Source organism: Streptomyces sp. SudanB52_2052 (assembly GCF_964272415.1).
GTDB lineage: Bacteria > Actinomycetota > Actinomycetes > Streptomycetales > Streptomycetaceae > Streptomyces > Streptomyces olindensis.
Window position 1 is genome coordinate 5,962,921 of the sequence record NZ_OZ186796.1, and the last position, 22,539, is coordinate 5,985,459.

The 22,539-nt window shown below is 73.0% G+C and carries 18 protein-coding genes; 12 read left to right on the top strand and 6 right to left on the bottom strand.

The annotated features are described in order from the left end of the window. Positions 1 to 175 precede the first annotated feature (175 nt). The 3 genes from ACSUPV_RS26690 to ACSUPV_RS26700 all read left to right on the top strand — a co-directional run bounded on the left by ACSUPV_RS26690 (position 176) and on the right by ACSUPV_RS26700 (position 2,893). Positions 176 to 433 (top strand): hypothetical protein, encoded by a 258-nt coding sequence (locus ACSUPV_RS26690; protein WP_031120797.1) that lies wholly within the window; start codon positions 176 to 178, stop codon positions 431 to 433. Continuing rightward, a complete protein-coding gene (gene malQ, locus ACSUPV_RS26695) occupies positions 434 to 2,518 on the top strand; it encodes a 4-alpha-glucanotransferase (RefSeq protein WP_037769738.1) in 2,085 nt (694 codons plus the stop codon). It abuts the gene before it with no gap. 87 nt (positions 2,519 to 2,605) lie between these two features. After that, entirely contained in the window at positions 2,606 to 2,893 is a 288-nt protein-coding gene (locus tag ACSUPV_RS26700; protein ID WP_436948710.1) for a hypothetical protein, read from the top strand. A gap of 139 nt (positions 2,894 to 3,032) precedes the next feature. Here ACSUPV_RS26700 and ACSUPV_RS26705 read toward each other — a convergent pair whose 3' ends face one another. Then, positions 3,033 to 3,647: a TetR family transcriptional regulator gene (locus ACSUPV_RS26705; protein ID WP_031120793.1), complete on the bottom strand. Its 615-nt coding sequence runs from the start codon at positions 3,645 to 3,647 to the stop codon at positions 3,033 to 3,035. Positions 3,648 to 3,844: 197 nt separating this feature from the next. Between ACSUPV_RS26705 and ACSUPV_RS26710 the strand changes: the two genes are divergently transcribed. Next, a complete protein-coding gene (locus tag ACSUPV_RS26710; protein WP_436948711.1) occupies positions 3,845 to 5,287 on the top strand; it encodes an FAD-dependent monooxygenase in 1,443 nt (480 codons plus the stop codon). Between the two features lie 61 nt (positions 5,288 to 5,348). Here ACSUPV_RS26710 and ACSUPV_RS26715 read toward each other — a convergent pair whose 3' ends face one another. Further along, positions 5,349 to 5,858, bottom strand: coding sequence for a MarR family winged helix-turn-helix transcriptional regulator (locus ACSUPV_RS26715; RefSeq protein ID WP_436948713.1), 510 nt, complete (start codon positions 5,856 to 5,858; stop codon positions 5,349 to 5,351). Between the two features lie 105 nt (positions 5,859 to 5,963). On the opposite strand from ACSUPV_RS26715, the gene ACSUPV_RS26720 reads away from it, so the two are divergent. Then, entirely contained in the window at positions 5,964 to 6,902 is a 939-nt protein-coding gene (locus ACSUPV_RS26720) for an EamA family transporter (RefSeq protein WP_037769731.1), read from the top strand. A gap of 89 nt (positions 6,903 to 6,991) precedes the next feature. On the opposite strand, the gene pepN is transcribed toward ACSUPV_RS26720, so the two are convergent. Together pepN and ACSUPV_RS26730 are read right to left on the bottom strand one after the other, a co-directional pair. Next, on the bottom strand, positions 6,992 to 9,571 hold the full coding sequence (gene pepN / locus ACSUPV_RS26725) for an aminopeptidase N (RefSeq protein ID WP_436948714.1): 2,580 nt from the start codon (positions 9,569 to 9,571) through the stop codon (positions 6,992 to 6,994). Positions 9,572 to 9,626: 55 nt separating this feature from the next. After that, a complete protein-coding gene (locus ACSUPV_RS26730; protein WP_436948715.1) occupies positions 9,627 to 10,523 on the bottom strand; it encodes a LysR family transcriptional regulator in 897 nt (298 codons plus the stop codon). A gap of 97 nt (positions 10,524 to 10,620) precedes the next feature. Between ACSUPV_RS26730 and ACSUPV_RS26735 the strand changes: the two genes are divergently transcribed. Both ACSUPV_RS26735 and ACSUPV_RS26740 read left to right on the top strand, forming a co-directional pair. Next, positions 10,621 to 11,853 (top strand): MFS transporter, encoded by a 1,233-nt coding sequence (locus tag ACSUPV_RS26735; protein WP_436948716.1) that lies wholly within the window; start codon positions 10,621 to 10,623, stop codon positions 11,851 to 11,853. Positions 11,854 to 11,858: 5 nt separating this feature from the next. Continuing rightward, entirely contained in the window at positions 11,859 to 12,380 is a 522-nt protein-coding gene (locus tag ACSUPV_RS26740) for a DUF1203 domain-containing protein (protein WP_037769744.1), read from the top strand. Here the strand turns inward: ACSUPV_RS26740 and ACSUPV_RS26745 are convergent. Further along, the gene (locus ACSUPV_RS26745; RefSeq protein WP_031120784.1) at positions 12,377 to 13,393 is read right to left on the bottom strand and encodes an aspartate-semialdehyde dehydrogenase; all 1,017 of its coding nucleotides are present in this window, start codon (positions 13,391 to 13,393) and stop codon (positions 12,377 to 12,379) included. The genes ACSUPV_RS26740 and ACSUPV_RS26745 overlap by 4 nt on opposite strands. 431 nt (positions 13,394 to 13,824) lie before the next feature. On the opposite strand from ACSUPV_RS26745, the gene ACSUPV_RS26750 reads away from it, so the two are divergent. Together ACSUPV_RS26750 and ACSUPV_RS26755 are read left to right on the top strand one after the other, a co-directional pair. Beyond that, positions 13,825 to 14,361: an RNA polymerase sigma factor gene (locus ACSUPV_RS26750; protein WP_037769743.1), complete on the top strand. Its 537-nt coding sequence runs from the start codon at positions 13,825 to 13,827 to the stop codon at positions 14,359 to 14,361. A 1-nt stretch (position 14,362) separates the two neighbouring features. Then, the gene (locus ACSUPV_RS26755; RefSeq protein WP_436948717.1) at positions 14,363 to 15,232 is read left to right on the top strand and encodes a hypothetical protein; all 870 of its coding nucleotides are present in this window, start codon (positions 14,363 to 14,365) and stop codon (positions 15,230 to 15,232) included. A gap of 54 nt (positions 15,233 to 15,286) precedes the next feature. On the opposite strand, the gene ACSUPV_RS26760 is transcribed toward ACSUPV_RS26755, so the two are convergent. Further along, positions 15,287 to 18,580, bottom strand: a complete 3,294-nt coding sequence (locus ACSUPV_RS26760; RefSeq protein WP_436948718.1) for a S8 family serine peptidase — start codon at positions 18,578 to 18,580, stop codon at positions 15,287 to 15,289. A gap of 240 nt (positions 18,581 to 18,820) precedes the next feature. Here ACSUPV_RS26760 and ACSUPV_RS26765 point away from each other — a divergent pair, with 240 nt between their 5' ends. The 3 genes from ACSUPV_RS26765 (at position 18,821) to ACSUPV_RS26775 (ending at position 22,481) form a co-directional block, all read left to right on the top strand. Further along, complete coding sequence (locus ACSUPV_RS26765; protein WP_359795094.1) at positions 18,821 to 19,279, top strand: NUDIX hydrolase; 459 nt, start codon at positions 18,821 to 18,823, stop codon at positions 19,277 to 19,279. A gap of 232 nt (positions 19,280 to 19,511) precedes the next feature. Beyond that, positions 19,512 to 21,272: a TIGR03767 family metallophosphoesterase gene (locus tag ACSUPV_RS26770; RefSeq protein WP_382617353.1), complete on the top strand. Its 1,761-nt coding sequence runs from the start codon at positions 19,512 to 19,514 to the stop codon at positions 21,270 to 21,272. A gap of 60 nt (positions 21,273 to 21,332) precedes the next feature. Further along, positions 21,333 to 22,481, top strand: coding sequence for a serine hydrolase domain-containing protein (locus ACSUPV_RS26775; protein WP_031120776.1), 1,149 nt, complete (start codon positions 21,333 to 21,335; stop codon positions 22,479 to 22,481). Positions 22,482 to 22,539: the final 58 nt, after the last annotated feature.

Genomic DNA, 22,539 nt, shown 5'->3' on the forward strand with positions numbered 1-22,539 from the left:
GGTGAGAGTGTCAACGAGAGTGGCCGCTCTGACCGGATTTGACGGAATATGGTCAGAGTGGAGGGGAGCGGGATGTGAGCAGAAGCACGATGTTCGGCCTGGGGCGTCTGCCTTCGCGTCGACTGGGTAGGGCTGCGATAACCCGTCGAATGCCGTACCAGACAAGGAGGCCCCCGTGGCTGCGATGACTTTCCTTCCGCTCCCGGCCCCGTCCAAACCCGTGGCGGACCCGTCCGCCGACCTAGACGACCCCCACTACGACGACCCCCACTACTGCGTCTTCAGCTCCGAGAGCACCTGCACCGAACCCCCGCTGACCAGCGAGCCCCCGCTGCCCGACGCCGAGCCCCTCACCAGCGAGCCGCCGCTCGCCGAAGCCGCCCCCCTGACCAGCGAGCCCCCGGCCTTCGTCCCGGACTTCACGAGGCCCTAGATGACCGCACCCCGGCCGGCCGACGCGCCCTCCGAGGACCTGTCCCGCCTCGCCGCCCTGCACGGCGTGGCCACTTCCTACAGCCCGTCCCCGGACCGCACGGTCGCGGCCTCGGCCACCGCGGTCACCCTGACCCTGGCCGCCCTCGGCGTGGACGCGAGCACGCCCGGCGCCGTCCGCGCCGCGCTCGCCGCCCGCGAGCGGGAACAGGCCGAGAGGCTGCTGCCGCCGACCGTGGTCGGCTGGGGCGGCAGCCCCCCGGCCGCCCTCGCCGCACTCCCCGAGGGCAGCCGGCTGCGCATCGAGACCGAGCAGGGCGAGACGCGCGGCTCCACCGACCAACTCCCGCCCGGCGTCCACCGGCTGACCGCCACCGCCCCCGACGGACGCACCGCGGACGCCCACCTCATCGTCGCCCCGCCCCGCCTACCCACCCCCACCGGACGCTCGTACGGACTCCTCGTCCAGCTCTACTCCCTGCTGTCCCGCCGCTCCTGGGGCATGGGCGACCTCGGCGACCTCGCCGAGCTGGCCGGCTGGGCCGGCCGGTCCCTCGGCGCCGGGTTCGTCCAGGTCAACCCGCTGCACGCGGCCGTGCCCGGCGCCCCCACCGACCCCTCCCCGTACCGCCCCTCCTCCCGCCGCTTCCCCGACCCCGTCCACCTGCGGATCGAGGACGTCGCCGAGACCGCCTACGTCGAGGACCCCGAGCGGCTGCGCGCGCTGCTGGAGAGATCCGGCCGGCTGCGTGCGGCCGTCCTGGAGAAGGGCGCCCTGATCGACCGGGACGCCGTGTGGGAGCTGAAGCGGGAGGCGCTGGAACTGCTCGGCGCGGTCCCCCTCGGCCCCGGCAGACGCGCCGCCTACTGCGACTTCCTCGCCGAGCAGGGCCAGGCCCTGGAGGACCACGCCACCTGGTGCGCGCTCGCCGAGGTGCACGGCTCCGACTGGCACCGCTGGCCGACCGGCCTGCGCGACCCGCGCTCGGCCGACACCACCCGCGCCCGCAACGGCCTCATGGACCGCGTCGACTTCTGGTCCCGGCTCGCATGGCTGACCGACACCCAGCTGACCGCCGCGCAGCGCGCCGGCCGCGAGGCCGGGATGCCGGTCGGGATCGTGCACGACCTCGCGGTCGGCGTCCACCCCGGCGGCGCCGACGCCTGGGCGCAGCAGGACTACTTCGCCGCCGGCATGTCGGTCGGCGCCCCACCGGACGCCTTCAACGCCCGCGGCCAGGACTGGGGCCTGCCCCCGTGGCGCCCCGACCGCCTCGCGGCATCCGGCTACGCCCCCTTCCGCGAGCTGCTGCGCGCCCTGTTCCGCTACGCCGGAGCCCTGCGCATCGACCACGTCATGGGCCTGTTCCGACTGTGGTGGGTCCCCCAGGGCCACCCGCCCACCGAGGGCACCTACGTCCGCTACGACGCCGAGGCCATGCTCGCCGTCCTCGTCCTGGAGGCCTCCCGGGCCGGGGCCCTGGTCATCGGCGAGGACCTAGGCACCGTCGAACCCGGCGTCCGCGAGGCACTGCGCGAGCGCGGCGTGCTCGGCACGTCCGTGCTGTGGTTCGAACGCGACTGGGAGGGCGACGGCCGTCCCCTGCCGCCCGAGAGCTGGCGCGCCGACTGCCTCGCCACCGCCACCACCCACGACCTGCCCTCCACCGCCGCCCGCCTCACCGGCGAGCACGTCGAGCTCCGCGACAGCCTCGGCCTGCTGACCCGCCCGCTGGAGGCGGAACGCGCCGAGGCTGCCGCCGACACGGCGGAGTGGCTGTCCCTGCTCTCCGAGCTCGGCCTGCTGCACGGCACCGGCGGCGGCACCGACACCTCCTCGGAGGAGGCCGAGATCCAGGCCGTCCACCGCTTCCTGCTGCGCACCCCGGCCCGCATGGTCGGCGTCTGGCTCCCGGACGGCGTCGGCGACCGCCGCCCGCAGAACCTCCCGGGGACGTGGGACCAGTACCCGAACTGGCGCCTGCCGATCGCCGACGCGCAGGGGCGCCCGGTGACGCTGGAGGACCTCGCCGCCTCACCGCGGCTGCACGCGCTGATGGAGGTGCTCAGAGACGCGGGCACCTGACGCCGATACCGGACGCCGGCACCGGACGCCGGGCTCTTACGGCACCCCGGACGCGCGTCCCCACTCGGCGTTGGATACTTTGACACCGTGGACAAGAAGAACGCCCTGCGCGCCGGCGCCCTGGCAGCCGGTACGACGCTGATGATGCTGCTCATGTCGTCCCCCGCGAGCGCGCTCACCCGCGACGACGGTGACGACCCCGGCCCGGGCCTGAGCGTCATCGAGACGCTGGGCCTCTTCGTCGTGGCCCCGATCGTGCTGTACCTGGTCATCGCCGGACTGGTGATGATCGGCGACAAGTCGCACAAGAAGAAGGACCCGACCAGCTCCAACATCAGGACCAAGGCCGACGCCAAGGCCGACGCCAAGGCCTGACGCGGGACTTCGCCCGGGCCGCCGCCGCACGGCTTTCCGAGGGCGCCGTTCGCAGCGTACGTACGCGCGATCCCGCCGTACGTGTGCCGCGGACGGCGCTCTCCTCTTTCGCCGTCGTCTTTCGCCCTCGTCTTTCGCCCTACGGGTGCGGGGCCGTCAGATAGCGCTGCACCGTGGGCCCCAGCCACGCCACGATCTCCTCGCGGGGCAGCGCCACGGCCGGCGGGAGCCGCAGGACGTACCGGGTGAGGGCGAGCCCCAGCAACTGCGCTGCGGTGAGCGCGGCGCGCGTCGCGGTCTGCTCGGGATCCGGACACACCCGGCGGGCGACGGGCATCACCTGGTCGCGGAAGACGCCCTGCATGCGCTCGGCCCCGGCCTGGCTGCCGGCACCGACCCGGAGCAGGGCGGTGAGCACCTCGTTCCCCTCCCATTGGTCGAGGAAGTGCGCCACGAGGACGCGGCCGACCTCCTGCCGGGGCAGCGTGCCCAGGTCGGGCAGCCTGATGTCGACGGCGACGGCCGCCGCGAACAGGCCCTCCTTGCTGCCGAAGTAGCGCATCACCATCGACGGGTCGATCTTCGCGTCCCGGGCGATGGCACGGATGGTGGCCCGCTCGTACCCGTCGGCCGCGAAACGCTCGCGGGCGGAGTCGAGGATGGCGGCGCGGGTGGCGTCGGAGCGTCGGGCGTGCGAGGGGGAGGGGGCGGGGACGGGGGTGGGAGGGCTGCTGGGTGACGTGCTGTCGGGCATGCCGGCGAGCCTAGGCCAACACGCGTAGGCCAACAACCGTTGACGCGACTGGGTGCGCGCCGTACGTTGGTCAACGAGCGTTGGCAAACAGTTGTTGGCCATCGAGCGTTGACGCCAAGCGTCAGCGGCCGACCGTCGGCAACCAACTGTTGGCCCACGCGTGTTGACCAACGCACGTTGGCCCCAGGGAGGCCCTGATGAACGGCACCGCCCGCTCCGTGATCGTCGTCGGCTCCGGCCCCACCGGTCTGCTCCTCGCCGGCGACCTCGCCACCGCCGGAGTCCCCGTCACCGTCATCGAGAAGCGCCCGCACCGGATCAGCAACCTCTCCCGCGCCTTCGTCCTGCACGCCCGCACCCTGGAGCAGTTCGACGCCCGGGGGATGGCCGACGAACTGGAGCGGGTGGGCCGGCGGCTCGCCCGGTTCCGTCTCTACGGCCGCCTCTCCCTCGACCTGTCCGCGCTGCCCTCCCGGTTCAACCACATCCTGGTCGTCCCGCAGTACGAGGTGGAGGAGGTGCTGGAGCGGCGGGCGACCGAGGCCGGGGTGCGGTTCCGTCACGAGACCGAGGTGACCGGGCTGACGCAGGACGCCGAGGGCGTGACGGTCGAGGTCCGCGGGCCCGGGGGCGGTACGGAGTCGCTGCGCGCGGCGTACGTCGTCGGCGCCGACGGGATGCGCAGCACCGTGCGGAACGCGGTCGGGCTGCCCTTCCCCGGCCGCTCTGTGATCCGCTCCCTCATGCTCGCGGACGTACGGGTCACCGAACAGCCCGGCGAACTGCTCACCTTCAACGCCGTCGGCGACACCTTCGCCTTCCTCGTCCCCTTCGGCGACGGCTACCACCGCGTCATCTGCTGGGACCGGGGCCGTGAACTCCCCGACGACGCGCCCGTCGGCCTCGACGAGATCAAGGCGACCACCCGGCGTGCCCTCGGCCGGGACTTCGGGATGCACGACCCCCGCTGGATGTCCCGCTTCCACAGCGACGAACGCCAGGCCCCGGCCTACCGCGCGGGCCGGGTCTTCCTCGCCGGGGACGCGGCGCACGTCCACACCCCGGCCGGTGCCCAGGGCATGAACACCGGCCTGCAGGACGCCGCCAACCTGAGTTGGAAGCTGGCCGCCGTCCTCCAGGGGCACGCGGACGACGCCCTCCTCGACACCTACCAGGCCGAGCGCCACCCCGTCGGCCGGTCGGTGCTGCTGAGCAGCGGCGGCATCGTGCGGGCCGCCATGGCCAAGCGGCCCTGGACGATCGCCCTGCGCACGGCCGTCGCCTCCGTGATCGACACGGTGGGCCCGGTGCGGCGCAAGGCGCTCGGCCAGGTCACCGGCATCGGCTACCGCTACCCCGCGCCCCGGGGCTCCCACCGCTTCACCGGCCGGCGGGCACCCGACGTCGCCCTGGCCGGCGGCACGCGTCTGCACGAGGCCCTGCGTGGTGGCCGGTTCGTGCTGATCACCCCGGAGGGGGCCGGGGCGCGAGCCGAGTACAAGGACCGGCTGGCCGTCGAGCGCTGGGCGAGCGGCCGTCGGACGACCGTGCTGGTGCGGCCCGACGGGTATGTGGCGTGGGCGGCGGAATCGGCGGACGAGCGGACGATCGAGACGGCCCTCGCCACCCACGTGGGGTGAGCTCGCCGCCCGCGTGGGGGAGCTCGCCGCCCACCTGCGGTGAAGCGGCGCGGTCGGCGCCCTACCCCTCGGTGGACCGGAGCAGCTCGCGCAGCAGGTCGGCCAGGTGGCCGGCCTGTTCGGCGTCCAGGGCCGACAGCGCCTCCGTCTGCGCCGCGAGGCCCACGCCGACCGCCTCGTCGACCAGGGCCAGGCCCTTGTCGGTGAGGGTGACGTGCAGGCCGCGTCGGTCGTGCGGGTCGGGGGAGCGGCGCAGCAGGCCCGCGCGCTCCAGCTTGTCGAGGCGGCCCGTCATGCCGCCCGTGGTGAGCATCAGCGTGGCGGAGAGCTGCCGGGGCGAGAGTGTGTAGGGCTCTCCGGAGCGGCGCAGGGTGGCCAGGACGTCGAACTCCCCGCGGGAGATCCCGAACGCCGCGTACGCCTTCGTCACCCGGTCCGCCATCGCGATCGACAACCGGTTGACCCGGCCGAAGACCTCCATGGCGGTGGTGTCCAGGTCGGGCCGGACCTTCGCCCACTGCTCGATGATCGCGTCGACGGGGTCCTTGCGCTGCTCCGGGTGTTCGCTCATGGCACGAGTATCGGCCGCCGCTCGGTCACCCGCAAGAAAGTAGCTTGACGGAAAGTTGCTTAACGCTAAGCTACTTTCTGCTGACCTACTCGAAGGGTGCTTCCCATGGCCGCGTCCCGCCCCGCTCTCATCGCCCTCACCGCTCTCGCACCCGTCTCCTGGGGCACGACCTACGCGGTCACCACCGAGTTCCTCCCGGCCGACCGCCCCCTGTTCACCGCCCTGGTGCGGGCCCTGCCCGCCGGTCTGCTGCTGCTCGCCCTCGCCCGGGTGCTGCCGCGCGGCGCCTGGTGGTGGAAGGCGGCGGTGCTGGGCGCGCTGAACATCGGCGCCTTCTTCCCGCTGCTGTTCCTCTCCGCGTACCGGCTGCCCGGCGGTCTGGCGGCGGTCGTCGGCTCGGCCGGTCCGCTGTTCGTGGCCGGCCTCTCGGCGCTGCTGCTCGGGCAGCGGCCCTCGGCGCGCACGCTGCTCACCGGCGTCGCGGCCGCGTTCGGCGTCAGCCTGGTCGTGCTGCGGGCGGCCGGGCAGCTGGACACGCTGGGACTGCTGGCGGCCCTCGCCTCCACCGCGTCGATGTCGACCGGCACCGTGCTCACCCAGCGGTGGGGACGCCCCGAGGGCGTCGGCCCGCTGGCCCTCACCGGCTGGCAGCTCACCGCGGGCGGCCTGCTCATCGCGCCCCTCGCCCTCCTGGTCGAGGGCGCGCCGCCCGCCCTGGACGGCCCGGCGGTCGGCGGCTACCTCTACCTCGCCGTCGCCAACACGGCGGTCGCGTACTGGCTGTGGTTCCGCGGCATCGGTCGTCTCACCGCCACCCAAGTCACCTTCCTCGGCCCGCTCTCCCCGCTGACCGCGGCCGTGGTCGGCTGGGCGGCGCTCGGGCAGGCGCTCACCCCGGTGCAGCTGGTGGGCATGGGCCTGGCCCTCGGGGCGACGGTGGCGGGCCAGTTCGTCACCCCGCGCAAGGCGCGCACCCTCCGCTTCCCCGAGCGGAACACCCGGACGGACGCGAAGGGCGCCACGGACGAGGCACTGCGGCGGTAGGGCCACAGCGGTCTCCGGCCGCGGAAGGCGAAAACGAAGGGGCGCCCGGCACCGCCGGACGCCCCACCGCTGTCGTGACAGCCGCCGGGCTACTGCCCGGCCGCCGCGTCCGCCCGCTGCGCCCGCAGCGCGCGCTCCACACCGGCCCGCGACTCCGAGACCAGGCGCCGCAGGGCCGCGTTCGGCTCGGCGGAGTCCAGCCAGGCGTCCGTCCTGTCCAGCGTCTCCTGGGAGACCTGGACGGTCGGGTAGAGGCCGACCGCGATCTGCTGGGCCATCTCGTGGGAGCGGGACTCCCAGATGTCCTTGACCACCTCGAAGTAGCGGTCCGCGTACGGGGCGAGCAGCTCGCGCTGGTCGGTCTGGACGAAGCCCCCGATGACCGCCTCCTGCACGGCGTTCGGCAGCTTGTCGGAGTCGACCACCGACGCCCACGCCTCCGCCTTGGCCTCCGGCGTCGGCCGGGCCGCGCGGGCCGTGGCCGCGTGGCGCTCACCGGCGGCCGTGCGGTCCCGGTCGTACTCGCCCGCGATCTCCGTCTCGTCGAACCGGCCGACCGCCGCGAGCCGCTGCACGAACGTCCACCGCAGCTCCGTGTCGACGACCAGGCCCTCGATGGTCTGCGACCCGTCCAGCAGCGCGTCCAGCAGGTCCAGCTGCTCGGGGGTGCGGGCCGTCGCGGCGAACGCCCGCGCCCACGCCAGCTGGTGGTCGCTGCCCGGCGCCGCCGACCGCAGGTGGGCCAGCGTGGCGTCGGTCCAGCGGGCCAGCAGCGCCTCGCGGGCGGCCGGGTCGGCGTACAGGTCGATGGCCAGCTTCACCTGGCGCTGGAGCGACTGCACGACCCCGATGTCGGACTCCTTGCCGATGCCGGACAGCACCAGCGAGAGGTAGTCGCGGGTCGCGAGCTCCGCGTCGCGGGTCATGTCCCAGGCCGACGCCCAGCACAGGGCACGGGGCAGGGACGACTCGAAGTCGCCGAGGTGCTCCGTGACGAACGCCAGCGACTGCTCGTCCAGGCGGACCTTCGCGTACGACAGGTCGTCGTCGTTGAGCAGGATCACGGCCGGGCGGCGCTTGCCGACGAGCTGCGGGACGGCGGTCAGTTCCCCGTCGACGTCCAGCTCGATGCGCTCGTCGCGCAGCAACTTGCCGCTGTCGTCGTCGAGTTCGTACACGCCGACGGCGATGCGGTGCGGGCGCAGCGTCGGCTCGCCCTTGGCGCCGGCGGGCAGGGCCGGGGCCTCCTGGCGGATGGCGAAGGAGGTGACGACGCCGTTCGCGTCCGTCTCGATCTCCGGGCGCAGCACGTTGATGCCGGCCGTCTCCAGCCACTTCCCCGACCAGGTCTTCAGGTCGCGGCCGGAGGTCTCCTCCAGCGCGCCCAGCAGGTCGGACAGGCGCGTGTTGCCGTAGGCGTGCGCCTTGAAGTAGGCCTGCACGCCCCGGAAGAACTCGTCCTCGCCCACATAGGCGACGAGCTGCTTCAGCACGGAGGCGCCCTTGGCGTACGTGATGCCGTCGAAGTTGACGAGCACGTCGTCCAGGTCGCGGATGTCCGCCATGATCGGGTGCGTGGAGGGCAGCTGGTCCTGCCGGTACGCCCAGGTCTTCATGGAGTTCGCGAACGTCGTCCACGAGTGCGGCCAGCGCGAGCCGGGCGCGGCGGCCTGGCAGGCGATGGACGTGTAGGTGGCGAACGACTCGTTCAGCCACAGGTCGTTCCACCACTCCATGGTCACGAGGTCGCCGAACCACATGTGGGCCAGCTCGTGCAGGATGGTCTCGGCGCGCACCTCGTACGCCGCGTCCGTCACCTTCGACCGGAACACGTACTGGTCGCGGATGGTCACCGCGCCCGCGTTCTCCATCGCGCCCGCGTTGAACTCCGGCACGAACAGCTGGTCGTACTTCTTGAACGGATACGCGTAGTCGAACTTCTCCTGGAACCACTCGAAGCCCTGCCGGGTCACCTCGAAGATGGCGTCCGAGTCCAGGTACTCGGCGAGGGAGGGCCGGCAGTAGATGCCGAGCGGGACGGACTGGCCGTCCTTCTCGTACACGCTGTGCACCGAGTGGTACGGGCCGACGATGAGCGCCGTGATGTACGTGGAGATGCGCGGCGTCGGCTCGAAGACCCAGACGCTGTCCTGGGGTTCGGGAGTGGGCGAGTTGGAGATGACGGTCCAGCCCTCGGGCGCCTTCACGGTGAACTGGAAGGTCGCCTTCAGGTCCGGCTGCTCGAAGCTCGCGAACACCCGGCGGGCGTCCGGCACCTCGAACTGCGTGTAGAGATAGGCCTGGTCGTCGACCGGGTCGACGAAGCGGTGCAGGCCCTCACCGGTGTTGGTGTACGCGCAGTCGGCGACCACCCGGAGGATGTTGCGGCCCTTGAGCAGGCCGGGCAGGGCGATCCGGGAGTCCGCGAAGACATCGGCGGGGTCGAGCGAGTCCCCGTTCAGCGTCACCTCGTGCACGGTCGGCGCGACCAGGTCGATGAACGACTCGGCGCCGTTGTCCGCCGTGACGTCGAAGCGCACCGTGGTCACGGACCGGTAGGTGCCTCCCTCCTGCGCGCCGGAGAGGTCGAGTTCGATCTCGTACGAGTCAACGGCGAGCAGCTTCGCCCGCTGCTGCGCCTCTTCGCGGGTCAGGTTTGTGCCAGGCACGCGGTCATCTCCTCGTTATGGGTGGGTTGCGCCATCTTTCCACGGCGGCCGGGCGTCAGGCGACGACCGGGGCTTCTCCTAGGGAGACCCCTCGGTCGGCGAGGGTCCGGGCGAACGCGCGCACCGCCGCCGACTCCCCGTCCCGGTGCCACACCAGGCCGAGCGCCGACTCCGGAACGCCCTCCACCGGTACGAACGCCACGTCCTCACGCCGGTGGTACGCGGCCGTGGGACGGCACAGCAGCATCCCCGCGTGCCCGGCGGCGACCTGGGTCAGCCCCTCCTGGAGGGTGCTGACCGCCGGGCCCGGGACTTCGGACGGGGCGTGGGCGGTCCGCCAGTACGCCGGTGCCGGGGGCCCGGCCGTGACCAGCGCGGTCCCCGCCACCTCCGCCGCCGACACCGCCGTACGGGACGCGAAGGGGTGGTCCCGGGAGACCGCCACCGTCTGGGGCCGCCGCGAGAACACCGGCCCCAGCACCAGGTCCGGCTCGCGCACCGGCAGCAGGACGACCGCCGCGTCCACCGCGCCCTCCCGCACCCCGCCGAAGGGATCGGCGAGCGGGATCTCCACCAGGTCCGTGGCGCACTCGGGGTGCGCCGACCGGAAGGCCCGCACCGCCGCCGCCAGCCGGGCGTCCGCCGTCCCCTGGAAGCCGATCCGCAGGGCGCCCTCGACCCCCCGGGCCGCCGCCCGCGCGTCCTCCACGGCCTCCCGCAGCCCGCCGTACGCCGGGCGCAGCCGTTGGACGAACCGTTCGCCGAGCGGGGTCAGCGCGACCCGGCGGCTGGTGCGGTGCACCAGCCGGCCGCCCACCCGGCGCTCCAGCGCGCTCACCAACTGGCTCACCCGGCTCTGCGAGACGTACAGCCGCTCACCCGTCCGGCCGAAGTGCAGCTCCTCGGCCAGGACCAGGAAGCACTCCAGCTCGCGCAACTCCAGCCCCGCCACGGCGGTTTCCCCTCCCGTTCGGATCGATCAGTCCCGCTCATGGAAGGGTGAGGACTTCGCCGTTGTTCCCGGGCGGCCGCCGCAAAAGGGTGGAGGCATGCCTTCCACGACCTCCGCGCCGGTCCCGCAGCGGACCGGCGCCACCCCGTCGGCCCGCCCCTGGCCCGCTGTCCTGGCCCTCGCCGCCGCCACCTTCGCCGTCGTCACGACCGAGATGCTCCCGGTCGGCCTGCTCACCCCGCTCGGCGCCGGCCTGCACGTCTCCGCCGGCACGGCCGGGCTCGCCGTCACCCTGCCCGGCCTGGTCGCCGCGGCGAGCGCACCCCTGCTGCCCCTCGCGGTCCGCCGCGCCGACCGGCGCACCGTGCTGTGCGTCCTGCTGCTCCTCCTCGCGGCCGCCAACCTGCTCTGTGCCCTCGCCCCGCACCTCGCCGTCCTGCTGCTCGCGCGCGCCCTGGTCGGGGTGTGCATCGGCGGGGTGTGGGCCCTCGCGGCCGGGCTGGGGACGCGGCTGCTGCCGCCGGAGCGGGCCGGGCGCGCGACCGCGCTAATCTTCAGCGGGATCGCCGTCGCTTCGGTGCTCGGCGTCCCCGCGGGCACGCTGCTCGGCTCCCTCACGGGCTGGCGCTGGGCCTTCGCGGCGCTGGCGGGCCTGGCGCTCGCCGTGACGGCGGCCCTGTACCTCGCTCTGCCCCCGCTGCCGCCCGGCAGCCCGGTCCGCCCGGGCACCTTCGCGGGACTGCTGCGCACGTCGGGCGTGGTGCGCGGCCTGCTGGCCGTGCTGCTCCTGGTCACCGGCCACTTCGCCGCCTACACCTACGTCCGCCCGGTGCTGGACCGGATACCGGGCCTCGGCGCGGGCACGGTCAGCACCCTCCTCCTCGGCTACGGCCTCGCCGGAGTCGCCGGCACCTTCGTCGGCGGCGCGCTGGCCGCCCGCGACCCCCGCAGGACCCTGCCGGCCATCGCGGCCGGACTCGGCACGGTGGTACTGCTGCTGATCCCGGCGGCCGGTTCCCTGGCCGCTTCCACGACGCTGCTCGTGCTGTGGGGCCTGGTCTACGGGGGCGTCTCGGTCTCCGCCCAGAACTGGTTGTCGGCGGCGGCGCCCCGGGCACGCGAGGCCGGGTCGGCCCTGTTCGCGGGGGTCTTCAACACGGCGATCGCGCTCGGGGCGTTCACGGGTGGCCGCACGGCGGACGCGCTGGGGCCCACGGCGGTGCTGGTGGCCGGGGGCGCACTGGCGCTGCTGGCCCTGCCGGCGGCGCTGGGCGCGGGAACGCGACGTCCGGAAACCGCCGGTGACCGGTCCCCGCGCGAGCGAGTCTGATGAGCATGCCGACGACGACGTACACCGCACGCCCCATCGACCCGCGGGCCCTGAAGGAACTGCGCACGACCGACGACGCGGGCCGCCCCACGACCCACTTCACCGACCCCGAGGGCGGCGCCCCGCTCCGCTGCTGCCTGCGCCGCAGCGAGCCCGGCGAACGCATCGCCCTCGTCTCGTACGCGCCCCTGCGCCGCTGGGCGGCGGAAACGGGCGCCGCCCCGGGCGCCTACGACGAGCAGGGCCCCGTCTTCATCCACGCCGAGGAGTGCGGGGGCCCGGCCGGCACCGCGCTCCCCTTCACCAACGCGCACCGCACGGTCCGCCGCTACTCCGCGGAGGGCCACATCCTGGGCGGCGAACTGGTGGGGACACCGGATGCCGTCGACCAGACATGCACGGAAGCGTTCGAGCAGGCCCTCGCAGAAGCGTTCGACGACCCGGCCGTGGCGCTCGTCCACGTCCGGGCCGTCGAGTACGGCTGCTTCCTGTACGAGGTGCGCAGGGACCAGAGGGACGCCCGCTAGCCCTTCAGTTCCGCCGCCACCAGCTCCGCGATCTGCACGGCGTTCAGGGCCGCGCCCTTGCGGAGGTTGTCGTTGGAGACGAACAGGGCCAAGCCGTTGTCCACCGTCTCGTCGCGGCGGATGCGGCCGACGTAGGACGGGTCCTTGCCGGCGGCCTGGAGGGGGGTCGGGATGTCGGAGAGCTCGACGCCCGGGGCGTCCTTCAGCAGCTCCGTCGCGCGCTCCGGGGAGATCGGGCGGGCGAAGCGGGCGTTGACCTGGAGGGAGTGGCCGGAGAAGACCGGGACGCGCACGCAGGTGCCGGAGACCTTCAGCTCGGGGATCTCCAGAATCTTGCGGGACTCGTTGCGGAGCTTCTGCTCCTCGTCGGTCTCGTTCAGGCCGTCGTCGACGATCGAACCGGCCAGCGGCAGTACGTTGAACGCGATGGGGCGCTTGTAGACGCCGGGCTCCGGGAAGTCGACGGCCTCGCCGTCGTGGGTGAGCTGGTCGGCGTCGGCGACGACCTTCTGCGCCTGGCCGTGCAGCTCGGCGACGCCCGCGAGACCGGAACCGGAGACCGCCTGGTACGTGGCGACGACGAGGGCTTCGAGGCCCGCCTCTTCGTGCAGCGGACGCAGGACCGGCATCGCGGCCATCGTCGTGCAGTTCGGGTTGGCGATGATGCCCTTGGGGCGGTTCGCGATCGCGTGCGGGTTCACCTCGGAGACGACCAGCGGGACCTCGGGGTCCTTGCGCCACGCCGAGGAGTTGTCGATCACGACGGCGCCCTGGGAGGCGACCTTCTCGGCCAGCGCCCGGGACGTGGCACCGCCCGCGGAGAACAGCACGATGTCCAGGCCGGTGTAGTCGGCGGTCGCCGCGTCCTCCACCGTCACGCCGTCCAGCTCCGTGCCCGCCGAGCGGGCCGAGGCGAACAGGCGCAGTTCCGTGATCGGGAAGTTCCGCTCCTTGAGGATCCTGCGCATGACCGTGCCCACCTGTCCGGTGGCTCCGACGATTCCGACCCTCACGGTGACTCCCTCTCCTGCGTCTCTTCACGTGCTCGTTGCTTGGCCGAGGCTTTTCCATCATGCGGCCGACCACGGCCCGTCTGTCCACTTCTTTCCCCGGTCTGCCCGGGGAGTGGGACGACGTGTCCCGTTCCATGGTTGCGGACCTGCGGTGTCGACCCCGCTGAGCTGGAGATATTCATCCGGCGGGGGTCGTGCGCCGCAAGCTCGCCTGCCCCTGTCGGTCTCGGCCACACGGAAATGTGACGTACACCTCTGCCGTCCCGGCGGAAACGCGTCGGAACTCCTCGCGACGACGGCCGAACGTTCCGGGCCGCGCCGGCGTCGTAGGAGAAACACGGTGAGGGGGGTGGCTTGTGCTGCTGCGCGGAAGGGCCCGGCGCGGCCGGGAGGCGCACGCCGGCGAGGCTCCGCCGGGCGGCGCCGATCCGCTGAGCGGGGCCGGTCAGCCGGGCGGGGCCGGTGCCGGTCAGCCGGGCGGGGCCGATCCGCTGGACGCGGCCCAGGAGCGCCGGGTGCGGGCGGTGCTCGCGCTGGGCGGCGTACCGCAGGCGGACCTGCCGGACGGGGTACAGCAGGTCCGCCTGCGCCTGCTGGAGCGGGCCGCGAGCGGGCGGGAGGCGCCGCGGGACGTCTCGGCGTGGGCGGCGGTCGTGGCCTCCAACCTCGCCATGGACTGGCACCGGGCCAAGCGCCGCCAGGAGCGGCTCGGGGAGCGGCTGGCCGCCCTGCGGCAGCCGGCGCACCCCTCCGGCGAGGACACGAGCGTGCTCTCCGTCGCCGTCGCCCAGGGTCTGGACGCGCTGCCCGACGCCCAGCGGCAGGTCGTCGTCCTGCGTTTCTACGCCGACCTGCCGGTCCGGTCCATCGCCGAGCAGCTCGGCGTCCCGGAGGGCACGGTCAAGAGCAGGCTGCACACGGCGGTACGGGCCCTGCGCGCCCGCCTGCACGAGGACGAGGTGGTGTGACGTGACCGCCCGGAACGACGACGACCGGCGCCACGCCGGACGTGACGACGGTGGCGAGCGCGGCGGTGCCGCGTACGACGACGGCCGGCCGAGCCCTGAGGCGTACGACGGCATGGATCCGCTGATGGCCGTGCTCGTCGGCGACCCCCTGCCGTCGGCGGCCCGCCGGGACGCGGACTTCATGGCCGCCCACCGCGCGGCCGCCGCGGACGTGGCCATGCTGCGGGAGCAGCTGGGGCTGATCGGGGACGCCCTGGCGCACGAGGAGGGAGCCGACCCGTCCCTGAGGCCGGTGCGCGCGGCGCCCGAGCCGGAGGCGGGCGGCGGCTCGGCGGTGACGCCGCTGTCGGCGCGGCGCCGGCCCCGGCCCCTGGTGCTGGCCCTGCGGGGCCTCGCCGCGGCCGCGGCCGCCGGCGTGGTCGTGGGCCTGGGCTGGGTCGTCGTGCAGAGCGGCGCCGGCGCGGGGAACGACACGGCGAGCAGCTCGGCGGCCGACAGCGGGGCCCGCGCGGAGAGCGGCGCCGAGTACGGGACCGAGGAGGGCAAGCTCAGCAACGCCGGCTACCTCGCCTGCGCCCGGCTCGTCGTCGAGGGCACCGTCGCCGAGGTCGAAGCCGTCCCCGGCACCGGCCGCAACCGCGTCACCCTCGACGTGGACCGCTACTACAAGCCCGCCAAGGGCAGGGACCAGGTCGTCTTCCCCATGGACGCCGGGATCGCCCCGCCGCTGCGGCCGGGCGACCACGTCCTCGTCGGCATCTCGCGCGGGCACGCCGAGCCCGACATGTGGACGACGGACGAGAAGGAGATCGCCCGCGACCGGGCCTGGATCACCGCCGCCCTGCCCGAGGCACGCACGTGCGAGGAGTAGCGCGAAGGGCGGGCGCCCGTACGGACGCCCGCCCTCGTCGATGGCCGTGACCGGTTACGGCACGACCTTCTCGATCTTCACGCTGCCCACGCCCGCGGCCGTGCCGCGCGCGTTGACCAGCTGCACCTGACCGAAGAACTCACGCCCCTCGGGCGCGGCCGCCGCGGCGGTGACGCTGCCCGAGACCGTGGCCGACGCGCCCGTGCCGAGCTTCACCGGCGCCGACCCGTCGACGCCGACGCTGCCCAGGCTCGGAGCGAAGAACACGTCCCGGTAGTCGTAGGCGGTGGTGCCGGCCGGCACCGCGTAGCCGACGACCTCGATGGTGTACGTGCCGGCGGCCGGCGACGGGATGGAGACCGACTCGTCGGAGTCGCCGTCGGCGGAGCTGCCGACCTGCGCGCCGGACGCGTCGTAGACCGCGAGGTCCAGGTCGGCGGCCGCGTCCGAGACGCCACCGATGGTGACGTCCAGCGACTTCGCGCCCGCGGGCACCTCGACCGTCGTGGTCTGCGTCTCGCCCTGCTTGATCGACGGGCGGGTCGTCTTCGCCGAGCCGAGCGGGCCGCCCACCAGCTTGCCGTCGAGCGCGGCGAAGCCGTTCGTCACCTTCCAGGAGGCGGCGGCCGGGGTGCCGACCTTCGCCTCGGGCAGGCTCACGGTCTCCGGCTCGAAGGCCGCGCCGAGGACGGCGACGTCCAGCTTGTACGGGTTGTCGAGCAGCGGCGACGTACGGCGCGACTCGACCTCGATCTCCCAGACGCCCGGCTGCGGGTTCGCGTAGGAACGCACGTCGGGGCGGCAGGTGTTCGCCGGGTTCGGGTAGTTCGGGTAGCAGTTGATCGTCGACGTCGGGTCGGCGGGCGTGCCGTACGGGTGGATGGAGATGAACCGCGTCTGGCTCTTGTCCTTCAGCCCGCTCATCGCGACCTCGAGGGACTTGGCGCCCTCGGGGACGGTGACGAAGTAGTGGTCCGAGCTGTTGCGCTGCACCGAGTCCGAGGCGGCGAAGGTGTACTTCAGCGGCTCGGCGACGACGACCGTGTTCAGGACCTGCTTGTCGATGCCCTCGGTCCTCGGGTCGTCGACCTCCAGGATCGCGCTCTTGATGCCCGCGGACTTCGGCGCGGCCTGGACCTTGACGGTCACCGGCTGGTTCAGCGGCAGCTTCACCTCGTCGGAGCCGACGATCCGGAAGGTGCCGCCCGCGTTGTTCTCGAAGTGCAGCTCGTGCCGGATCGCCTTGTCGGCACCGGACGTACGGGTGATCGTCACCTCGTACGTCTTCTTCTGGCCGGCCTTCAGGCCGCCCTCACGGTCGTACAGGCCCGTGCCGAAGCCGGGGGTCTTCAGGAACTGGTCGAGCGCGGTGTCGACCGGCGCCTTGACCGTGTACGCGTGCGAGGTGGCGCCGTCGCGGATGGCGTCCCAGGCGTCCTCGATGTTCATCAGGCCCGCGCCCTCCTCGTACGCCTGCACACCCTTGATGTGGTCGGCGGTCGAGGTGAGGGCCGTGCGCAGGGTCGCCGGGCTGAGGTCGATCTTCTTCTGCTTCGCGGCGGACAGCAGCAGCGCGGCGGCGCCGGCGGCCTGCGGGGAGGCCATCGAGGTGCCCTGGAGCATGCCGTAGCCGGCCGGCAGGGTGTAGCCCGCCTCGGCGACCGGGGCGCCCGGCAGCCAGGTCTGGATGGTGTTGATGGCGGCACCCGGGGCGACCAGGGTCGGGGTGAAGCCGCCGTCCTCACGCGGGCCGCGCGAGGAGAACGGCATCAGCGCGTACTTCTTCTCCACGACCGAGCCGTAGTTGGCGGCCCAGGTCTCCTTGGAGACGGAGGCGCCGACCGAGATGACCTTCTCGGCCAGGGACGGGTCGCCGATGGTGTTGGCGCCGGGGCCGGAGTTGCCCGCGGAGATCACCAGCTGGACGCCGTAGGTGTCGATGAGGCGCGTGTACAGCTCGGCGCGCGCGTTGTTGCCGTCGTTCAGCGCCGGCAGGCCGCCGATGGACATGTTGACGATGTCGACGCCGCGCTTGGTGACGAGGTCGATCATGCCCTCGGTCAGGGCGACGTTGGTGCAGCCGCCGGACCAGGTGCAGGCGCGGGAGGAGACCAGCTTGGCGCCGGGCGCCGCGCCGTTCATCTTCCCGCCGAACAGGCCGTTGGCGGCGGTGATGCCCGCCACGTGGGTGCCGTGCTCGGACTCGATGACGCCGATGTTGACGAAGTCGGCCTTGGCGCCGGCGCCGTTGTACACGACGTCCTTGCGGATCTCCACGACGAACGGCTGCCGCTCGGCGACGTCCGTCTTCGGGTCGTCGGTGCCGAAGTACCCGATCTGGAAGCCGTCCTTGTACGGCTTCATCGCGGTGTCGTCACCGAAGTCGTGGTTGTCGTTGAGGTCGACGCGGACCGTGCCGGCCGCCGGGTCGTAGAGCACGCCCCAGTCGTCGGTCTTGTCGCCGTCGCGGTTGGCGTCGCCCGCGGCGTCACCGCCGGTGGTGTACGACTCCTTGAAGGTGCTGATCCGGTAGGAGCCCGCGGGCGCCGTCCAGCTCGTGCCGTCGTGGGTGAAGGTGGGGCCCGCGACGGAGGTGTCCATCCGGCGCCAGGTGTTGTCGTTGTCGACGACGGGGTCCGTCGCCGTCACCCAGTCGACGATCTTCCGCTCGCCGGTGGTGGTCTTCTGCAGCGCCGGGTGGCCGAGGTCGACGCCGGAGTCGATGATGCCGATGGTGATGCCGCGGCCGTCCGCCTTCGGGTGGTCCTCGACGAAGTCGACCGCGCCCGTCTCGAAGGACGGGTTGTACGGGTTCTCGGCCGGGGTCTTCTTCCCCGGAGCCGGGTAGGTCCCCTTGGCCTGGGCGCCCTTGGCGGCGTCCGCGCTCGGCGTCGGGTCGTCCAGCGGGATCTCCTCGCGCAGGTCGATGCCGTGCACGGAGGAGAGCTTGGCGGCGGCGGCGATGGCCGAGTCCGCCCGGGACGTCGGGACGGTGGCGCGGACGTAGCCCAGCTTGTCGTCGGTCCGGCCGACCGCGCCGCCCTTGACCGCGTCCAGCTGCCCGGCGACCTGCTCGGTCCGGCCGGGCGCGGTGGCGATCATCATCGTGACGGTCTTGTCGCCGTCGGCCTTGGCCTCGGCGAGCAGGTCCGCGTCGTCCGAACCGAGCTTGTCGTGCGCGGACTTGACGTCGGCGTCGGCCGGTGCGGCGCTGCCGGGGCCGTCCGCGGCGAAGGCCAGGGGGATCGGCCCGGCCGCGGTGAGCGCGGCGACGAGGCCGGCGGCCACGGCGATGCGCGCCACGCGTCTCCGGCCCGATATCGGGTCACGCTGGGGGGTGAGGGTCATCGGCATCCCTTGTAGGTAAAGGAACGAGCGGGAGCGACCGGGTCCGATCGGGCCTGGTCGCGACCGTCCGGAAAGCAAGCCCGGACGATCGCACAGCCTTACGCAAGGGACGGAAGTTTGGGGATCGTTGACCGAAACGAGATGGACGCATGGGGAAAACCCGCTATGCGCTTTACGGACATGGAGCCCGAACACGGCGAATCGGCCCGCTCGTCGGGTGTCACGGGTTAACGTCCCGTAATGCGACAGAGGTTGAGGGTGGCGGCCTACGCCATATGCGTCCGGGACGGGCAGATCCTCCTCGCCCGCTCGCCCGCGCCGGACGGCACGCCCGAGTGGGTCGTGCCCGGCGGCGGCATGGAGCACGGCGAGGATCCCTATGACACCGTGCGGCGCGAGGTGGAGGAGGAGACCGGCTACCGCATCGAGGTCACCGGGCTGCTCGGCGTGGACTCCTCCCACCGGGTCTTCCGGGGCGGTTTCGGACCCGCCGTCGACCACCACGCCGTCCGGCTCGTCTACGAGGGCCGCGTCGTCGGCGGCGAACTGCGTTACGAGGTGAACGGTTCCACCGACCTCGCGGCCTGGCAGGACCTGGACGCGGTGCCCGGTCTGGTCCGGGTCTCGATGGTCGACATCGCGCTGCGGATGTGGCGCGAGCGGCCGGTGACCGGACGGCTGGCGGGCGCCCTGGAGTAGGTGCAGTACCCCGGAAGGTGAACGCCGCGTGACCGGCTCCGGACCGTTCCCGGAGCGGCCGACGACGCGCAGGGTAGTCCAAGATCCACGTACGGTGATCGGCGCTGCCCGTTGCCGCCGCGTTTACGCGCAGGTCATTCCCGCTGCCAACGATCCAGTACGAGCGGGGTGTTCACGTGAACGAACGCCCCGCGACCACTGCCGACGCGTTCGCACTCGGGGAGAGAAGCGCATGTCGCGCACACGCTCAGTCGCCGGCTCCGGCCAGGGCATCCACCGTCGTTCCGTCCTCGCCGCCACCGGAGCGGTCGCCCTCTCCGCGGGCGTCGGCTACGCCCTGCGGCCCAGCGACAGCCAGGCGGCCACGGCCAAGGAGAGCACCGGGTCCGCCGTCGCCGCCTCCTCGCGCCAGGCACCCGCCGCCCCGCTCGCCCCCTACACCAAGGGCACGACCGTGGCGTCCGTCGCCACCCCGCGCGCCGGCTCCGGATACCGGCGGCTGGGCGACGGGCCCGGCTGGCAGCGGGTCGTGCGCTCCGAGCTGGCCGCGCCCAAGTCCGGCCGCGCCGGGCGCCGCACCGCCCTCGCGGCGTTCGTGCAGCTCACCGACCTGCACATCATCGACGCCCAGCACCCGCTGCGCCTGGAGTACCTGCGCTCGGCCGACGTGCACGCCTGGCGGCCGCACGAGGCGCTGACCGTGCAGGGCGCGATCGCCCTGGTGGAGCGGATCAACGCGCTCCGCGGCGCCCCCGTCACCGGCGCCCCGCTGCACTTCGCGATGACCACCGGCGACAACACGGACAACAACGCCAAGTCCGAGCTGGAGTGGTTCCTGAAGATCATGAGCGGTGGGCGCATCACCCCCAACACCGGGGACCCGCGCCAGTACGAGGGCGTCCAGAACAGCGGCCTCAAGCTGTACTGGCAGCCCGACGCGGCGGTCCGCGACACCGACAAGCAGGTCGGCTTCCCGCAGCTCGACGGCTTCCTCAAGGCGGCCGTCCGGGAGGTCCAGAGCCCCGGCCTCAACCTGCCCTGGTACTCCACCGTCGGCAACCACGACACCATGCCGATGGGCTGCTACGCCTCGCACGGCGACTCCTACCTCACCGAACTCGCCGTCGGCGGCAAGAAGCTGATGAACGTGTCGGCGGCCGAGGCGCAGCGGCTGCAGACCCTCATCAAGAAGGCCCGGGACCCCGAAGGCGTCCGCTACCACGACTTCCTCAAGTCCCAGGCCCGCGCCATGCGCTCGGTGACCCCCGACGAGAGCCGCGCCCCCTTCACGCCCACCGACTACATCAAGGCACACCTGGACCCCGCCTACCGCGGCGTCGGCCCGGCCGGCCACGGCTACTCCTCCGCGAACCTGGACGCGGGCACCCAGTACTACGCCTTCCGCATCTCCGACGACGTCATCGGCATCAGCCTGGACACCACCGACGCCGGCGGCCACTACGAGGGCTCCCTCGGCACGGGCCAGCTGAAGTGGCTGGACCGGACCCTGCGGGAGAACAAGGACTCCTACGCGGTCGTCTTCAGCCACCACACCAGCAAGACGATGACGAACACCCGCCGCGACCCGGCCCGCCCCTACGAGCGCCGGCACACCGGGCAGGAGGTGCTCGCCCTGCTCGGCGGCCACCGCAACGTGCTCGCGTGGGTGAACGGCCACATCCACAAGAACGTCATCACCCCGCACGCGACGTCCGCCGGCGGCTCCTTCTGGGAGATCTCCACCGCCTCCCACGTCGACTACCCCCAGCTGGCCCGGGTGATCGAGCTGACCGACAACAAGGACGGCACGATCTCGTTGTTCACCACGCTGGTGGAGTCCTCGGCCCCGCACCGCACCGACTTCTCCGACCTGTCCCAGACCGGCCTCGCGGCCCTCTACCGCGAACTGTCCCTCAACGCCCCGGGCGCGAGCACGACCCTCGGCGGCGACCCGGAGGACCGCAACACCGAACTGGTCCTGAAGAAGGGCTGAAACCCGCTCAACCGCCCGGTGCCGGTCAACCCGGTCCGGGCGGGCGGGGTCCCTGTGCACATGAAGAGACGTGTACGGACGACGACCCTGACGGCGGCGACGGCAGCGGCACTGTCGGCGACCCTGGTGACGCCCGCGCTCGCGGCGGCCCCGGCCGGGGCGGACGGCGGCCGCGACGCGACCCGGAAGGCGATACGGGCCGCGGTCGCGGACGGCGTGCCGGGCGTGACGGTGACCGTGCGGCGGGGCCACGGCACCTGGGCCGCCACGGCAGGCGTCGGCAACCTGAGGACGGGAAAGCCGCGTTCGGCACAGGACCACTACCGGATCGCCAGCATCTCCAAGACGTTCGTGGCCACGGTCGTGCTGCAACTGGAGGCGGAAGGGAAGCTCTCGCTCGACGACACGGTGGAGGAGTGGCTGCCGGGCGTGGTCCGGGGCCACGGCCACGACGGCCGCCGGATCACCCTGCGCCAGCTCCTGGACCACACCAGCGGCATCTTCGACTACCTGGAGGACCGCGGCTTCCAGCAGACGTACATGACCGCGGACGGCTTCCTGAAACACCGCTTCGACGAGGCGACCCCCGAGGACCTGCTCGCCATCGCCCTGCGCAACGAGCCGTACTTCGAGCCGGGCGCGTCCTGGGAGTACTCCAACACGAACTACGTCCTGGCCGCGCAGGTCATCGAGAAGGCCACGGGCCACGCCTACGGCGACGAGATCAAGCGCCGGATCATCGACCCCCTGCACCTGACCTCCACCTCGGTCCCCGGCGACCGGACCACCCTGCCCAAGCCCAGCAGCCGCGCCTACTCCAAGCTGGCCAAGACGGCGACCGGCCCGACGTACGACGTCACCGAACTGAATCCGAGCCTGGCCTACGGCTCGGGCGAGATGGTCTCGGACTCGGCCGACGTGACCCGCTTCTACTCGGCCCTCCTGCGCGGCCGGCTGCTCCCGCCCGAGCAACTGAAGAAGATGAAGACCACGGTCGACGCCACCCGCACCTACCGCTACGGCCTCGGTCTCGCCGACGTCGAACTCAGCTGCGGCGTCCACGTCTGGGGACACGCCGGAGGCATCACCGGCTCCCACTCCATGGCGGTGACGACCGAGGACGGCCGGCACTCCCTGGCCGTCAACTTCAACGGCGACTGGTCGGGGAGCACCGGCGCGGTCGTCGAGGCGGAGTTCTGCGGCCGGTAGCACCCGCCGTGGAGGAGGGGCCGCCGACAGCATCCGGCGGCGCCTCCTCCCCTCCCGG

Bases quoted from the DNA above. Each gene is read 5' to 3' on its own strand.
- malQ (WP_037769738.1), top strand. From the start codon at position 434: ATGACCGCACCCCGGCCGGCCGACGCGCCCTCCGAGGACCTGTCCCGC.
- ACSUPV_RS26705 (WP_031120793.1), bottom strand. From the start codon at position 3,647: ATGCCCGACAGCACGTCACCCAGCAGCCCTCCCACCCCCGTCCCCGCC.
- ACSUPV_RS26710 (WP_436948711.1), top strand. From the start codon at position 3,845: ATGAACGGCACCGCCCGCTCCGTGATCGTCGTCGGCTCCGGCCCCACC.
- ACSUPV_RS26715 (WP_436948713.1), bottom strand. From the start codon at position 5,858: ATGAGCGAACACCCGGAGCAGCGCAAGGACCCCGTCGACGCGATCATC.
- ACSUPV_RS26720 (WP_037769731.1), top strand. From the start codon at position 5,964: ATGGCCGCGTCCCGCCCCGCTCTCATCGCCCTCACCGCTCTCGCACCC.
- ACSUPV_RS26735 (WP_436948716.1), top strand. From the start codon at position 10,621: ATGCCTTCCACGACCTCCGCGCCGGTCCCGCAGCGGACCGGCGCCACC.
- ACSUPV_RS26740 (WP_037769744.1), top strand. From the start codon at position 11,859: ATGCCGACGACGACGTACACCGCACGCCCCATCGACCCGCGGGCCCTG.
- ACSUPV_RS26760 (WP_436948718.1), bottom strand. From the start codon at position 18,580: ATGACCCTCACCCCCCAGCGTGACCCGATATCGGGCCGGAGACGCGTG.
- ACSUPV_RS26765 (WP_359795094.1), top strand. From the start codon at position 18,821: ATGCGACAGAGGTTGAGGGTGGCGGCCTACGCCATATGCGTCCGGGAC.
- ACSUPV_RS26770 (WP_382617353.1), top strand. From the start codon at position 19,512: ATGTCGCGCACACGCTCAGTCGCCGGCTCCGGCCAGGGCATCCACCGT.
- ACSUPV_RS26775 (WP_031120776.1), top strand. From the start codon at position 21,333: ATGAAGAGACGTGTACGGACGACGACCCTGACGGCGGCGACGGCAGCG.